The organism is Mesorhizobium loti (genome assembly GCF_013170705.1).
Taxonomy (GTDB): Bacteria; Pseudomonadota; Alphaproteobacteria; order Rhizobiales; family Rhizobiaceae; genus Mesorhizobium; species Mesorhizobium loti_D.
In genome coordinates this window covers 244,260-258,875 of record NZ_CP033334.1, presented here as the reverse complement: position 1 = coordinate 258,875, position 14,616 = coordinate 244,260, and the positions used below count along the sequence as shown (strand labels likewise).

The following is a 14,616-nucleotide window of genomic DNA, read 5'->3' as shown; positions in this document are numbered from 1 at the left end:
AGGCGTCGAAATTATTGCGCCTCGCGCGGCGTTGCCGCCGGCTGCCTTGCCGGCAGCATTTTCAGGGCCTCGCGCAAGGCCTCGCGGCCGGATGCGAAGGCCAGCGCGACCACAATGGTGATCAGGTAGGCAAGAACGGCGCCACCGGTCAGGGCGACGACAGGCTGTTGCGGCAGCATCGGCTTGATCAGCCAGACCGCCGCCAGCGCCAGATGCGCGCCGAGCACGAACGGGGTCGCGGCGCGCAGCACATGGCTGGCCCGCAGCGGTCCGCTCTTGCCGACATAGAGCCACAGGAACGGCGTGCGCAGATATTCGCTGACCGCATAGGCGACTGCCACGCCGAGCGCGCCATAGGGCAGGCCGATCGCGAAGGCGAGCACCGACGTCACCGCCGTGATGATGCCCCAGCGCATGAAGTCGCCGGAGCGGCCCTGGCTGACGAAAAGCCAGCCCGCCGGGTTGTTGAGCGGTTGCAGCAGCCCGGCAAAGCCGAGCGCCAGGAAGATCGAAGCGCTTGCCCGCCACTGCTCGCCGAGCACGAAGGGGATCAGCACATCCGACATGGCGGTGGCGAAAGCGACCCCGGGCAAGGCCACCAGCAAGATCAGCGGCATGACGCGCAGATAGGCGCTGCGATAGCGGTCCGGTTCGTCCTTCAGCCTGGACAGCGCCGGCACCATGACTTTCGACAGCGGATTGGTGATCTGGCTGAGCGGGAACAGAAGCAGCTTGTAGGCGCGGTCATAAAGGCCGAGTTGCTGCTCGCCCCAGTATTTGCCGATCAGCACGTTGTCGAGGTTGCGGGCGAAGAAATTGGCGAAGTTGAAGCCGGTGATGCCAGCGCCGAAATTGATCAGTTCGCCGATGCCCGCGACCTTGCGCGGCATGCCGGGCCGCCACCGTGAGCTTGCCCAGTAGCACAGCGTCGGCAGCACCGCGCCGGTCAGCGTGCCGGCGAACAGCGCCCAGTAGGAACGGTCGATGAAGGTCCAGGCGATCGATACCGCCAGCCCGGCGACGGCGCTGGCGACATCGATGATCGCCAGGCGCCCGAACTGCATGCGCCGCGTCAAAAGCGCCAGATGCTGGGCGCCGAGCCCATAGGCCATGATCTGCAGGCCGAACGCGGCCACCAGCCCAGCCACGCGCGGCTCGCTGTAGAAGGCGGCGACCAGCGGTGCCGCGCCCGCGAGCACGCAGGCCAGGATCGCACTGACCGCGACATTGATCCAGAAGAGGTAGTTTACCTCCTCATGCCGGATGCCCGATTTCTGGATCGTCGCCTGGGTCAGGCCGAAATCCTGGAACAACGCGATGAAGGCCAGCACCGGCGCGCACATCGCCACGACGCCGAAATCCTGCGGCGACAGCAGCCGCGACAGCACGATCACGGATATGATCTGTGTCGCGACCCGCACCGATTGCGACAGGGCGGTCACCACCGCGCCGCGCCCGACCGACTTGCGCAACGAGCCTTCTGGCGGGTCGAATGGATTGGCTTCCAAATTCAGGATTCCTGATCTTTGCGCGGATTCCGGAATCCGAAATCCACAACCGCCACCCACCCCAAACTACGGCAATAATTTTGCAGTGCAACAGAAAACGTGGATTTTTGCTACACCGCACCAAAAATGCTGCAATGCAGCATATCCGGATCGGCGCCCGCGCCCGCCCTCGAGGCCAGGCACGACAGCATCCCGTGCAAGAAATTTACTTCATGTCTAAATGTCGGTCCGCCTGTATCCGTGAACGGTCATGACCAATCTCTCCGACGGAGACATCGGCTCCCATTTGCCGGCCCAGCGCGGGTCCATGATGGCACCTGCTGCTACCCACAGGTCGAAAAACGGCTGCATGGGCTTGTTCGGAAAGGCGCCGCCGGCAGTGTCAGCCGGCGTGACGACCGCGGCTTCCTTGCCATCGATGGAAAAGACAACCCGTTTTCCGGCTTCATATTGCAGGCCGAGGCGATATCGTTTGCCCGAGAGATCGCCAACCAGGATCCATTTTACCCACACCGCCTTGTGCTGGTTGTCGACGTTCGCCCAGACGGTGAGTTGCAATCCCCTGGTGCCGACGATCTCGAAATCGACCTCCTCATGAGCCTTGTCGTTGAAGATCCAGAGCGGCGCCGCGATCAGCCCTGGCTTCATCGTCGGCAGCGTTACGTCCACCTCCCATTTCGCCGATGCGGATGCGGAATTGCTGCCCGAGATCACCTCGGCGGAGGCTTTCTCGCTGACGGTAAGCTGAAGGGCGCCGTCGACGATTTTGACGTTGGCGGCCTTCCAGTCATAGCCTCCGAGTTTGGGCTCGCTCCACTGCGACGGTGCGAAGGGATTGGAGTATTTCCAAAGCTGGAGTTTGACACCGGACCAGTCGGGAAGTTTGTCGAGGGCGACGTCCCCGCTTCCCGCCACGACGCTCTCGGCCAGTGCCTGGCTGACGACCGATTGTACCGCCGTGGAGGCAGCCAGAAGCGCCAGGAGTTTTCTGCGTGTGTAATTCATCGGTAGCCTCCATTGGCCGCCTTGCCCTTGTCGGCGGCGACGTACCATCCGGCCGTTCGATGCGGCCTTGGCGCCGTGGCGCTGGGCATGCGCCATCTTGAAGAGTCTTGCACCCCGGGTGAGGCGGTTTTTTGCCACGCCTCATCAAAATGTTGCGATGCAACAAAAAACTTCCTTCAGGGTCCGGCGCGATGCGGGCAGCGAGAATAGGCTGAGTGGTCCCTCTCGATCGGTGGGCCAACGCCCGGCAAAAGAGCTTCTGTTGCAATGCTCTCAGTGGTGCTCAGGCCGCGGAGGCTGTCGGAATGCGGTGAACTTGCCCCATTGCATTCTGCGGGTCAGGAGCAAACGACAATGACACGGGTTTAAGCGGTTCAAGCGGCAGGGATTGGGGGGACGAAACGTCGAGGGCGGGATCGATTTGTGCCGGCTGGCGGGCCTTCTCCACCGCGACACGATCGTAAAGCGCATCAAAAAACGCGCCTGCCGGCTCCGCCGCGAACATGACCTCCGCGGTCCTGCGGGCTTCGCGTCGCAGCGGCGCCATCAAGGCCGGTTGCCCGATATACGGCCTCAGCCGTTCGATGGCCAGGCTGGCGAGCCGTTCGACCTCATCGCGGAAATACCGTGCGTATTTCGCCTCCCCACGCGCGTCGTATCCCGGGCTGGACCAGTCGCCGGTATCGTCGAGTTCCACAGGCAATGAGATCCCGTTGACGCCATCCTCCAGGAATTCCGGCAAGGCGCAGACCTTCGTTCCAAGAACCGGCGTGTGCTCGGACATCGATTCCAGCGCCGAGTAACCGAAAGTGTCGCCAAAGGTGGCGAGGACGCCGAAATGCGAGTTGCGCAGCAACTGTCGCACCTCCTGGTTCGGCAACACACCGTGATGCCGGACGTTCGGCAGTTCGAGCAGCTTGATGTAGGGGTCGAAGAAGCCCGGGCTCGTCGGATCCGTCCATATATGGCCGCCAACCTGGAGACTGGACACGATGTTCACTCGAATTGGCAAATTTTGCTCGGCCGCCTTTTCCGCGATCTTGACCGCCACGCATCCGCCCTTGCGGCCAAAGTGGGCGCCGATGAATGTCAGCACCAACTCCTCGGCAACGTCTTGCGCCATCGCGTCTTTCGTTGCCGGCACCACGATGTTCGGGTGGCGAACCAGCAGCTTTTTCGTCAGCAGGTCCAGGTCTGGATGGTCGGAGTGCTGGGCGAGCAGGCTTCTGCGGGCAAAATGGGACAAGGCGATGATGCGGCGGCAGCCGGGGTTGGTGATCCGCGACATCAGGTAACGCGCCACCAGCCCGCGCTTGCGAAGGGCGAATTGCCGGGGCAAATGGGATTCGAACGACATGATGTATTTGGAGGAATTGACCGGTATCCGGTTGAACGCATGCACCATGTCGACAGACAGGGCAGGTTCGATCAGCGTCACGCCTTCCAGCTTCGACGAGACCAGGTTCAGCGGCAGAAATCGCTGTCGCAAGATCGTATGCCTGGATGTTCGCGGTGTAACGAAGCTGGTCGGATACTTGTCGTCATAGACGGCAATACGAAGAGCCTTGCTCATACAGCACCACCCGTATCGACACAGTGGCATCAGGGGGTATTCGCAGGCTATTCCAAAGTGCAGCAGTAGCGCTGCACTCAAATGCCGCGCTGCAACACACTGCAGGCGGGGATCCCCTGGCAACTTCCAAAACCCAACTTCCCTGGCAAGAATTCAACATCATTTTTTGTTGCACTGCAATACATTATTTAGGAATTGATTAACCACCATCTCGGCTGCCGGCGGCTGCGCGACTCGCCCGGTGAGATCGCCATGTTGCCGCGAGATGGCTGAAATTGCCTGAAATTGCTTGCGCAGCGGCCCATATAGCTTTTGCGAGGCGCAACTGCGCGGACATTTTCAAGAGTTGTGAACCGCAGGCGATGTGTTTGTGCGGCGCGGTAGAGGTGACTAATTTTGCTACACTGCACCAAAAATGTTGCGATGCAGCAAGAGCTGTACTAGGCTCCCCTTGGGTGGGTCAAACAGCGGTCGCGTTTTCATGCTGCATGTCTTGTACCTGGTGCACGATGTCTCCGATCCGGCGGTTCGCCGGCGGATCACAATGCTCAGGACAGGTGGCGCCAAGGTCACCCTGGCGGGCTTCCGCCGCACCGCCACCCCGATTGCCGATATCGAAGGATTGCTGCCGATCGACCTTGGCGCGACGCGCGACGGCCGATTCGCCCAGCGCCTGGCGGCGGTCGCAAAAGCGACGGTTTCGCTTCGGGCGAAGCTGAGGGGTGCGCCGCGGCCTGATCTCATCATAGCGCGCAATCTGGAAATGCTGGCGCTTGCCCGTCGCGCTGGGTCGGCCTTCGGCGCAAAGGTGCCGATCGTCTATGAATGCCTCGATATCCACCGCCTGGTGCTCCGCGACGATGTCCTCGGCAAGGCGTTGCGCGCCACCGAGCGCCATCTGGCGCGCGACGTGAAGCTGCTGGTGACCAGTTCGCCCGCCTTCATCGCCAATTATTTCAAACCTTTCCGCCAGGTCGCCGCCCCCGTCGAACTGGTCGAGAACAAGTATTTCGAGGCAGCTGCGATCCAACCTGGCACGGGTGAGGCGATCGAGGGGCCTGTCGCCCCGCCATGGCGGATCGGCTGGTTCGGGGCGCTGCGCTGTCGCCGCTCGCTCCGGTTGCTGGCCGATTTCACGCGCCGCATGGATGGACGTTTCGAGGTCGTGCTGCGCGGCCGTCCGGCGCTCTCGGAATTCCCGGATTTCCATGACTTCGTCGATGCCGAGCCTTATCTGTCGTTTCGCGGACCCTACCGCAACCCGGAGGACATGGCGGCGATCTACCAGGATGTCCATTTCGCCTGGGCGATCGATTTCTTCGAAGAGGGGCAGAATTCGGAATGGCTGCTGCCCAACCGCCTCTATGAGGGCTGTCGCTTCGGGGCGGTGCCGATCTCGATGGGCCATACGGAAACGGGACGGTTCCTCAGCCAGCAGGATATCGGCATTCTTCTGCCCCAGCCGACTGCCCAGGCGCTCGAGGCCGCGCTTGGCAAGATGGAAGAGCACCGCTTCGGCAGGCTGAAGGCGCGCGTGCTTGCCCGCAATCCCAGGACATGGAGCTACGACCGCAGCGACTGCAGCGCGCTGGTCGAAAAATTGCGCCGCCTGACCATCGTGCGCGAACCCCTCGCGGCTGAAGCCATGGCATAGGATGGACATCGCCTGATGACGCAAGCGCTTCCCTCCAGCCTGATCGTGATCCCCTGCCTGAACGAGGCAAGCCATATCGGCGCGCTGCTCGATCAATTGCGGCCCGCGGCTCAAAGGCTGGGCGCCAGGATCATCGTCGCCGATGGCGGCAGCACCGACGGCACGCTGGCCATTGTCGAGCAGATCGCCGCGAAGGATTCGCGCGTCATCCTGCTTCACAACAAGCGCCGCATCCAGAGCGCGGCGATCAATCTCGCCATTGGCACTTTCGGTGAGGGTGCGGACTATCTGATCCGCATCGACGCGCATGGCGGCTATCCCGACGATTATTGTGACCGGCTGCTTGAGGAAGCGATGGCCACATCAGCGGATTCGGTCGTGGTTTCGATGCTGACCAGCGGCAGCGGCGCGGTACAGAAATCGGTTGCGGCGGCGCAGAATTCGAAACTCGGCACCGGTGGCTCCAAGCATCGTCACCTCTCCGCCGGAGAGTGGGTCGACCATGGCCATCACGCGCTGATGCGGATTTCGGCCTTCGGCGCTGTTGGCGGCTATGACGAGACGTTCAGCCACAATGAGGATGCCGAGCTCGACTATCGGCTGCGGCGAGCCGGTTACAAGATCTGGATGAGCGGCAAGACGCGGATGGTCTATTACCCGCGCGCCTCGCTCAAAGGTCTCTATTTCCAGTATCTCGGTTATGGCCGTGGCCGCGCCAAGAATGTGCTGAAGCACCGCGTCATTCCAAAGGTCCGGCAGATGGTGCCGCTGGCGGTCTTCCCGGTGGTTCTTCTGGCTGCCTTCTCCTTCGTGCACTGGATCGCGGCTGTGCCTTTGCTGGTCTGGGCGGCGGTATGCCTGGGCTACGGCCTGGTGACGGCCATCCGCCAGCGCAATGCCGGCATCGCGCTTGCCGGCGTCTCGGCGATGGTCATGCATTTCGGCTGGTCCGTCGGCTTCTGGCTGCAGCTTCTCGGCCTTGGCGCGCGACGCGGGGTGGCGTGATGGCGGTTCAGGCCAAGAACCGCAGCATCGACATCGGCGTGTGCACGTTCCGGCGGCCGGAACTGGCCGATACGCTGCGCTCGCTCGCCGCCATGGAAATGCCGGCAGGGTTTGATGTCAGCGTCATCGTCGCCGACAATGACGACACGCCAAGCGCGCAGGCCCTGGTGGCGGCGCTGTCGCGGGATCTGAAATTGCCGGTCCGCTACCGGCATGCGCCGGCGCGCAACATCTCGGTCGCCCGCAATGCTTGCCTCGATGCCAGCCAGGCGGATTTCCTCGCCTTCATCGACGATGACGAGACTGCCTCGCCGCGCTGGCTGGCCGAATTGGTCGCGACGGCTGAGGACAGCGGCGCAGCAGCCGTGCTCGGCCCGGTGCGGGCGCTCTACCGCCCGGATGCGCCAGAATGGATGCGGCGCGGCGATTTCCATTCGACCTTGCCGGTGTGGGTGCGCGGCGAGATCCGCACCGGCTACACCTGCAACGTCCTGCTGCGCATGGGATCGGACAGCTTGCGCGGCCGCCGCTTCAGCCTGGCGCGCGGCCAGACCGGCGGCGAGGACACCGAGTTCTTCGATCAGATGGTCAAGGCCGACGGCCGCATCGCCTTTTCTCAAGACGCCTGGGTGGACGAGGTGGTGCCGCGTGCCAGGGCTGCGTTCGACTGGCTTGGCCGGCGCCGTTTCCGCGTCGGTCAGACGCATGGTCACCTCCTGGGCAGCAACGCGCGCGGCATCGGGCTGATCAAGCATGTCGGCCTTGCCGCGGCGAAGGCGGCCTATTGTTTCGCCGCGGCACTTCCCGTCGTCGCCAGCCCGGTACGCAGGAACCGCAGCGTGTTGCGCGGCATCATGCATGTCGGTGTCGTCAGCGGTCTTGTCGGCGTCCGCGAAATCCGCCTCTATGGCCAACCCTCGCCGGGGGAAGGGGGCAAGCGTGCAGCCTGACGTTTCCCCGACCCCCGATGTTTCAGCCCCCGACGTTTCCGTTGTGATCGCGGCCTACAATGCCGAGGCGACGCTGGATAGGGCGATCGCCAGCGCCATCGCGCAGAAGGGGGTCAGCGTCGAGATCATCGTTGTCGACGACCAGTCGCGCGATGCCACGCTCGATGTGGCGCGGGCCTATCCAGGGGATATCGTGCGCGTCGTTGCGCTCGCCAGGAATCGCGGTCCCGGCGGCGCCAGGAATGCCGGCCTCGACGTCGCCCGCGGCAGGTGGATCGCGGTTCTCGATTCCGACGACGCCGTCTTTCCAGGCCGTCTCGCCGCCATGATCAGCCGCGCCGAAAAAGCCGAAGCGCAGATCGCCGTCGATAACCTCCAGATCATTCGCGAGGACGGTGTGGTCGAGGACGCGATGTTCCCGCGGCGGTATCTGGAAGGCTTGGGCGAGATTTCGCTCGCCACCTACATCGCCGGCAACATCGTCTTCGAATCGAAGTTCAACCTAGGCTATCTCAAGCCGATCTTCCAGCGCCGGTTCCTGGATGAGAACCGGCTTCGCTATGACGAGAAGCTGAGGATCGGCGAGGATTATATCCTGTTTGCCGAGGCCCTGGCCAAGGGCGCTAGATGCGTGGTCGAGCCCGATATCGGCTACGCCTATCACATTCGCAGCGGCTCCATCTCGCGTGTGCTCGAGCTTCATCATGTCGAAGCGATGCGCAAGGCGGACGCCGCATTCGCTCAGACCCATCGGATGGATGAGGCAGCACAGGCGGCCTTTGCCCGGCGCGGCCGCAGCCTGCGCAAGGCGGCCTCCTTCCTGGCGATGGTCCAGCACATCAAGGCGCGGTCCCCCCTCAAGGCGATCCGGACGGCGCTCAGCGACCCGGCGGCGGTCAGGCATATGGGCATGCCGATCGCCGTGCGGTTGCGACGAGTAGCGGCACAGTTTGCCGTGGGGGTGGGGAGGTGAAGATGCAGGCACATGGAGGGATTTTTCGTGGCCTGTGAATGGACTGCAGTCGATCTCCTCAGAAGGAATTTGCGATGAAGAAAATCAGGAAGGCCGTGATACCGGTGGCGGGGCTTGGAACACGGTTCCTGCCGGCGACCAAGTCGATGCCGAAGGAAATGCTTCCCGTGGTCGACAGGCCTGTCGTGCAATACGCGGTGGACGAGGCCTTCGAAGCCGGCATCGAGCACATCGTGTTCGTGACCGGCCGCAACAAGGCGGTCATCGAGGACTATTTCGACCTGCATCCGGAATTGATCGGCACGCTGGAGCAGACCGGCAAGAAGACTCAGCTGGAGGCGCTCGAAAGCATGCTGCCCGTGGCTGGCGCCACCTCCTTCATCCGCCAGCAGTCGCCGCAAGGCCTCGGCCACGCCGTCTGGTGCGCCCGCGAAGTCATCGGCAACGAGCCTTTCGCCCTGCTTCTGCCCGACATGGTCTCCTTTGGCGGTCGCGGCTGCCTGGCCGAGATCACCGATCTCTACGCCGAGACGGGCGGCAATGTGATCGCCGTCGAGCGCTGCGATCCGAGCGAGACCAACAAATACGGCATTGTCGGGCGCGGCGCCGAGATCGGCGGAGGCTTCGAGGTTACGGCCATGGTCGAGAAGCCGGCCCCGGCCAACGCGCCGTCGAATTTCTACATCAACGGCCGCTACATCCTGCAGCCCGAGATCTTCGCGCTGCTGGGCAATCAGCAGCGAGGCGCCGGCAACGAGATCCAGCTGACCGACGCCATGGTCCGCCTGTCGAGGGACCAGCCTTTCTTTGCCCAGCCTTTCCTGGGTCGCATGTTCGACTGCGGGTCCAAGGAAGGGTTCATCCAGGCCAACATCGCCTTCGCGCTGGCACGCAACGACATGAAGGGTCCGGTTTTCGAGATGCTTCAGGAGTTCGTCCGGTCGCATGAACGCCAGGAAGAAGCCGCATAATGCCCATCTTTCGGGAGCATTGTCACATGACTGTTGGCGAGGGGCCGGCAGGTTCGTCGCTGATTGGCATGAGGCTTGCACTGCCCACGGCAATGCTCCCGGCCATCGAGGCAACTGCAAGCCAAGGCACGATCCCGGAAAGTCAGTCCCGGTTTTCGGAAAAGATTGTGCCCAAACAAAGAGATAGAGCCTCAACCCGATGATCGGGACGCAACAGGCTCTGGGATTGGACCGACGATGAACTATGCCAACTTTCCTCTCGACAAGAGGATGCCGTTGCCGAATTCGGATGCAGGAGACGGCGAAGACTTCATCGATATCGAGCGGCTGCTTGGCATGGCTGCGCGGCAGGCCAAGGTGGTTGCCGTGTGCGCCGCCATCGGTCTTTTCCTGGGCATGCTCTATCTGCAGACCACGCCGCCCAAATTTGTGTCGGTGTCGAGCGTGCTGATCGACGAGGGCCTGAACAAGATCGTCGACGACATTTCGGCGGCGTCGACCACCATGCAGACCGATTCCGCCATTTTAAGCCAGATCGAGATACTGACCTCGACGCGGCTTGCCGCGGTGGTCGTCGACAAGCTTAAGCTCGACCAGAATGATGCCTTCATGAATCCGCCGCAGTCGGCGCTTGCTCAGGGCGTCGGCCTGATCCGCGGCCTGATCCAGTATGTCCGCCCCAGCCCGCCCATGCCGGGCCTTGGTGACATCAGCAAACTCGACCCGGCCGCCCGCGATGCGCTGATTGCCGCGTCCCGCCGTGACTACGCCATCCTCAAGCTGCAGAGCGAAATCCGGGCGGATCGTGTCGGACGAAGCTATGTCATCGCGCTTGGCTATCAAGCGACGGATCCGGGACTGGCGACCGCGATTACCAAGGCCTATGCCGAAGCCTATCTTGCCGATCAGCTCGATGCCAGCTTCGACGCCACCGAGCGCGCGGCGGTCTGGCTGCAGGGCCGGCTGACGGAACTGCGCGAAAGCTCGCAGCAGGCATCGCTCGCGGTCGAGAAATTCAGGGCCGAGCACGGCCTGTCCGCCAACAGCGATGGCCAGCTGATGAGCGACAAGCAGCTTGCCGATCTCAACGCCCAGCTGATCGTGGCGCAGGCCGACACGGCTCGCGCCAGCGCCCGCTACCAGCAGTACAAGTCGATTGTCGATAGCGGCTCCGACAACGCCTTCAAGGACGCGGCCATATCGGCCGACCAGCCGAGCAGTTCGGTCATTTCGGCGCTCAAGACCCGCTATCTCACCGTCGCCAAGCGGCAGCAGGACGTCGAGGCGAATTTCGGTCCAGAACATCCGCAGGCCGTCGCGCTTGCCAAGGAAAAGGCCGACATATCGGCGCAGATTTTCGGCGAGCTGAAGCAGCTCACCGAAAGCTATCGCAACGAATATGAGGTGGCGCTGGCGCGCGAGACCGCTCTCAGGGCCAATGTCGCCGCCGCACAGGGCAAGAGCTCCATCGACAACCAGTCGCAGGTCCAGTTGCGCGACCTCGACCAGAAGGCGACGGCGCTCACGACCCTCTACCAGACGTTCCTCGGCCGCTACGAGGAAGCCGCGCAGCAGCAATCCTTCCCGGTCGGCAAGATCCGCATCATCTCGGACGCCTCGACGCCGCTCTCCGCCTCGAGCCCGCGTACCATGGTCGTGCTCGGGCTCTCGCTCGTGCTCGGTGTGTTGATGGGCGCAGGCTTCGGCGGCCTCAACGAATTCAACGAGCGGTTTTTCCGGACCGGTGAGGAGGTCCGTGACCGCGTCGGTCTCAAATTCCTCGGCTACCTGCCGACCATCGGCAGCAAACCTGCCAAGGACGACAAGCCGGCCGAGGCTCAGCCGGATGCCAAGGCCGCCAGATCGCCGGCCGCCATTGAAAGGCGGGCGCGAATGAGGGTGAGCATCGACGCCCCGGCATCGATGTTTGCCGAAACGCTGCGCAGCGCCAAGATCGCCTTCGATGTCGTGATGGAAGGACAAGGCAGCCGCGTCATCGGCGTCATCTCCGTGCTTCCCGGCGAAGGCAAGTCGACGGTGGCGGCCAATCTCGCCGGGCTGCTTGCCGCCAACGGCGCCAAGACGCTGCTCATCGACGGTGATTTGCGCAATCCAGGTCTCAGCCGCAGCCTTGGCATGGAGGCCGAGCAAGGTTTGATGGAAGCGGTGGTGAGCGGTCAGACTTGGCAATCCGTCGGCAAGATCGACAGGCAGACCAAGCTTGCCATCATCCCGGCCGTGTTGCGCGGGCACTTCTCGCACACCAGCGAGCTGCTGTCCTCGGCCGGAATGCGGCGCTTCATCGAGAATGCCAAGGAGACGTTCGAATACATCGTCGTCGATCTGCCGCCGCTCGGGCCGGTGGTCGACGCCAAGGCCTTCGCGCCGCTCGTCGACGGCTTCGTGCTCGTCACCGAATGGGGCCGCACGCCACGCGCCATGGTGCGGTCGATGCTGGAATCCGAGCCCTATGTCGCCAACAAGATCGTCGGGGTGGTGCTGAACAAGGTCGATCTGAAGAAGCTCGCCAAATACGGATCGTTCGGGGCTTCGGAGAAATTCTTCGACAAGTATTCGACCTACTATCTCGACAAGTCGGAAGTTCGCAGCAAGGCACCGGTCTAGGGCAGTTCACTGTTTCACGGAAACGGCGAACCGCTCTAACTCCTTGTTTTGACGCAATTCCCAAGGGAACGCGCTACACGCTCTTCCCGGGAAACCGTTCACTATTCTCCAGGCGCCGCGCCTGATCAGGAGAAGATCAGGCGGCCTTGCTTGTCGGCGATCCGGACAGCCGTCAGGCGGCCGCTCTGGAAGGCGGCGGTGTCGATGCCCAGCCTGCGTCCCTCAAGTCTCGGTATGTCCACCGGCGTGTGGCCATGCACCACCCAGCGGTCGAGCAGATGGGCCGCGTCGAAGAAATCCGAACGGATGTGGAGGAGGTCACGGTCGTCCTGCGCCGCGAGGTCGACGCCCGGCCTGATGCCGGCATGGACGAAGACGAATTTCCTCGAGCGGACCATGATCGGCAGCCCACGCAGGAAGCTGACATGCTCGGCCGGGATGACATCCCTTATGTGCTGGTCGATCTCGGCGCTTCTTTCGTAAAGACCGGCAAGGCGCTGCGGGTCGAGACCATAGGAAAACAGGGTTTGCAGGCCACCTGTCGCCAACCAGGGTTCGCGTGACAGATTGCCGTCGAGATAATGCAGCATCGCCACCTCGTGATTGCCCGCGAGGCAGATGCGCTGGAACCCTTTCGGCGGCGGCGCAAGGAGATGGTCGAGCACCCGCGCCGATTGCGGCCCACGGTCGATATAGTCGCCAAGCATGATGATGATCTTGCGGCCCTGGAAGCGCAAGGAATCGAGCAGGATCTTCTGCTCCAGCGAGCGCAGCTCCTTGTAGCAGCCATGCACGTCGCCGATCGCATAGACGGTCGTGTCCTGCAGGTCGATATCGAGGCGTGCGCGCGCCGCCATCCGGGGTTTTCGCTGAAACAGGTTCACTGGCGAAGGCTCTCGATATCGAAAAGCGGACGGTCATGCACAAAACATGACTGTCTGTTATCCCGCGTGAAGCGGAGCGTGCCAAGAGGCTAATTTCACGATCCCGAAGCGGAATCCGGATTTCGGAAAGATCCTGCCGCGCCAGACGGATAGGGCATGCCGGGCCGGCTGGATGCGTTCACGCCACGGCGCAATTCCAGGAAAGGTGCGAGGCGGTTTTCCGCCCGCGGTTGCGTCAGGATGAAGATGGATCGGTTCGCCGGTTCCGCGAAACGGGAACCGACCCGGCGTCTAGGCGGCCTTGAGCCGATAGCGGAAAACGGTGTGGTCGAGCAGCAGCCGGATACGCGGCTCGGCCTCGGTCGCCACCAGCCAGCTTGCCGCGATCATGGTCGCGCCGACGATCGCCATCGATGGGAGATAAGGAGCACCGGCGCGGACCATGGCCCCAAGCATTGCCGCGCCGACAACATCGTGGATCAGATAGAGCGGATAGGTCATCAGGCCGATCCGGCGCCAGCCGCTCCAGCCGAGGTTGAGCCGCAACGACCATGCCATCAAGGCGATAGCGACGAGAAAGATCAGGATTGGCGGCGCATAGGGCATCACGGCATTGACCTTGATGCTGTGGACGTCGACCGAACTGGCGATCTGCAGCACGCCGCCGCCGAGGAACAACAGGCAGAAGCCAAGGCGGGAAGGCGTCAGCGCCTTGAACCGCATCAGCCAGAGCAACACGCCGACCGCGAAGAAACAGCCATGGTGCACCAGGGTAAGCTGCAGCCAGCGCGTCTCGGCGAAGTCGGACCAGTCGAAGAGATAATAGAGGCACCAGAACAGCGTGCTGACGAGGCCGATGGCGATAGCGGCCATTTCCATCAGATGGAAGCGGCCGAGCCGCAGCAGGATCCAGACGATGGCGTAGAAGGCGATCTCGATGCCAAGCGTCCAGTAGACACTGTCCACCCAGGGGCCATAGGGCGCGAACAGGCCGGTGCGGACGAGCCTGACCACCGCATCGGTCGGCCAGCTCAGGCCGATGAGCAGCAAAAGCACGGCGGTGATCGGCGCGCAGATCCAGACTGCCGGCGCCAGCCTTTTGAACCTTGCCTCGAAAAACCGCAGGGGCGTCGATTTCTCGGCGCTGAAGGCGATGACGAAGCCGCTGATGACGAAGAAGATCTCAACGCCGACCCAGCCGGACCCGACCCAGGCCCCTATTGCCGGCTGCGCCGGCACGCCGCCGGTGGCCTGCGCCGAAATGCCATCGGGATAGGCCCATACCCAGAAGCCATAATGGTAGATCATGACCAGCACGGCGGCGAGAAATCGCAGGATGTCGACGCCGCCGAACGTAATTTTCTGTTGAGCCATACCGCACCGCCGGATGGCCCCCCACCCGTCACTTTAGGGTGGCTTGCTGCATTGCACAATAAAAGTATTGCTCGCCGATCAGGATAGGCCGACC

11 protein-coding genes are annotated in these 14,616 nt (G+C 62.9%); 6 read left to right on the top strand and 5 right to left on the bottom strand.

Annotated features, from left to right (window positions below):
- Positions 1–11 precede the first annotated feature (11 nt).
- The 3 genes from EB815_RS01175 to EB815_RS01165 all read right to left on the bottom strand — a co-directional run bounded on the left by EB815_RS01175 (position 12) and on the right by EB815_RS01165 (position 4,086).
- Positions 12–1,508, bottom strand: coding sequence for a lipopolysaccharide biosynthesis protein (locus EB815_RS01175; RefSeq protein ID WP_056569456.1), 1,497 nt, complete (start codon positions 1,506–1,508; stop codon positions 12–14).
- A 216-nt stretch (positions 1,509–1,724) separates the two neighbouring features.
- Positions 1,725–2,513: a family 16 glycosylhydrolase gene (locus EB815_RS01170; RefSeq protein ID WP_056569459.1), complete on the bottom strand. Its 789-nt coding sequence runs from the start codon at positions 2,511–2,513 to the stop codon at positions 1,725–1,727.
- Between the two features lie 283 nt (positions 2,514–2,796).
- Positions 2,797–4,086, bottom strand: coding sequence for a glycosyltransferase family 4 protein (locus EB815_RS01165; RefSeq protein WP_056569462.1), 1,290 nt, complete (start codon positions 4,084–4,086; stop codon positions 2,797–2,799).
- A 481-nt stretch (positions 4,087–4,567) separates the two neighbouring features.
- Here EB815_RS01165 and EB815_RS01160 point away from each other — a divergent pair, with 481 nt between their 5' ends.
- The 6 genes from EB815_RS01160 to EB815_RS01135 all read left to right on the top strand — a co-directional run bounded on the left by EB815_RS01160 (position 4,568) and on the right by EB815_RS01135 (position 12,264).
- On the top strand, positions 4,568–5,740 hold the full coding sequence (locus EB815_RS01160; protein ID WP_056569465.1) for a hypothetical protein: 1,173 nt from the start codon (positions 4,568–4,570) through the stop codon (positions 5,738–5,740).
- A gap of 15 nt (positions 5,741–5,755) precedes the next feature.
- Positions 5,756–6,745 carry a glycosyltransferase family 2 protein gene (locus EB815_RS01155; RefSeq protein ID WP_056569468.1) on the top strand — a complete coding sequence of 330 codons (990 nt, stop codon included), beginning with the start codon at positions 5,756–5,758 and terminating at the stop codon, positions 6,743–6,745.
- Positions 6,745–7,695 (top strand): glycosyltransferase, encoded by a 951-nt coding sequence (locus EB815_RS01150; RefSeq protein ID WP_065005412.1) that lies wholly within the window; start codon positions 6,745–6,747, stop codon positions 7,693–7,695. Before EB815_RS01155 ends, EB815_RS01150 begins: the two co-directional genes overlap by 1 nt.
- Positions 7,685–8,668, top strand: coding sequence for a glycosyltransferase family 2 protein (locus EB815_RS01145; RefSeq protein ID WP_056570381.1), 984 nt, complete (start codon positions 7,685–7,687; stop codon positions 8,666–8,668). Before EB815_RS01150 ends, EB815_RS01145 begins: the two co-directional genes overlap by 11 nt.
- A 74-nt stretch (positions 8,669–8,742) precedes the next feature.
- Positions 8,743–9,639: a UTP--glucose-1-phosphate uridylyltransferase gene (locus tag EB815_RS01140; protein ID WP_056569474.1), complete on the top strand. Its 897-nt coding sequence runs from the start codon at positions 8,743–8,745 to the stop codon at positions 9,637–9,639.
- A gap of 237 nt (positions 9,640–9,876) precedes the next feature.
- Positions 9,877–12,264, top strand: a complete 2,388-nt coding sequence (locus tag EB815_RS01135) for a polysaccharide biosynthesis tyrosine autokinase (RefSeq protein ID WP_056569477.1) — start codon at positions 9,877–9,879, stop codon at positions 12,262–12,264.
- Positions 12,265–12,389: 125 nt separating this feature from the next.
- Here EB815_RS01135 and EB815_RS01130 read toward each other — a convergent pair whose 3' ends face one another.
- The gene (locus EB815_RS01130; protein ID WP_056569480.1) at positions 12,390–13,121 is read right to left on the bottom strand and encodes a metallophosphoesterase family protein; all 732 of its coding nucleotides are present in this window, start codon (positions 13,119–13,121) and stop codon (positions 12,390–12,392) included.
- A 318-nt stretch (positions 13,122–13,439) separates the two neighbouring features.
- A complete protein-coding gene (locus EB815_RS01125) occupies positions 13,440–14,522 on the bottom strand; it encodes an acyltransferase family protein (protein WP_056569483.1) in 1,083 nt (360 codons plus the stop codon).
- Positions 14,523–14,616: the final 94 nt, after the last annotated feature.

Bases quoted from the DNA above. Each gene is read 5' to 3' on its own strand.
- EB815_RS01170 (WP_056569459.1), bottom strand. From the start codon at position 2,513: ATGAATTACACACGCAGAAAACTCCTGGCGCTTCTGGCTGCCTCCACG.
- EB815_RS01165 (WP_056569462.1), bottom strand. From the start codon at position 4,086: ATGAGCAAGGCTCTTCGTATTGCCGTCTATGACGACAAGTATCCGACC.
- EB815_RS01160 (WP_056569465.1), top strand. From the start codon at position 4,568: ATGCTGCATGTCTTGTACCTGGTGCACGATGTCTCCGATCCGGCGGTT.
- EB815_RS01155 (WP_056569468.1), top strand. From the start codon at position 5,756: ATGACGCAAGCGCTTCCCTCCAGCCTGATCGTGATCCCCTGCCTGAAC.
- EB815_RS01150 (WP_065005412.1), top strand. From the start codon at position 6,745: ATGGCGGTTCAGGCCAAGAACCGCAGCATCGACATCGGCGTGTGCACG.
- EB815_RS01140 (WP_056569474.1), top strand. From the start codon at position 8,743: ATGAAGAAAATCAGGAAGGCCGTGATACCGGTGGCGGGGCTTGGAACA.
- EB815_RS01135 (WP_056569477.1), top strand. From the start codon at position 9,877: ATGAACTATGCCAACTTTCCTCTCGACAAGAGGATGCCGTTGCCGAAT.
- EB815_RS01130 (WP_056569480.1), bottom strand. From the start codon at position 13,121: ATGGCGGCGCGCGCACGCCTCGATATCGACCTGCAGGACACGACCGTC.
- EB815_RS01125 (WP_056569483.1), bottom strand. From the start codon at position 14,522: ATGGCTCAACAGAAAATTACGTTCGGCGGCGTCGACATCCTGCGATTT.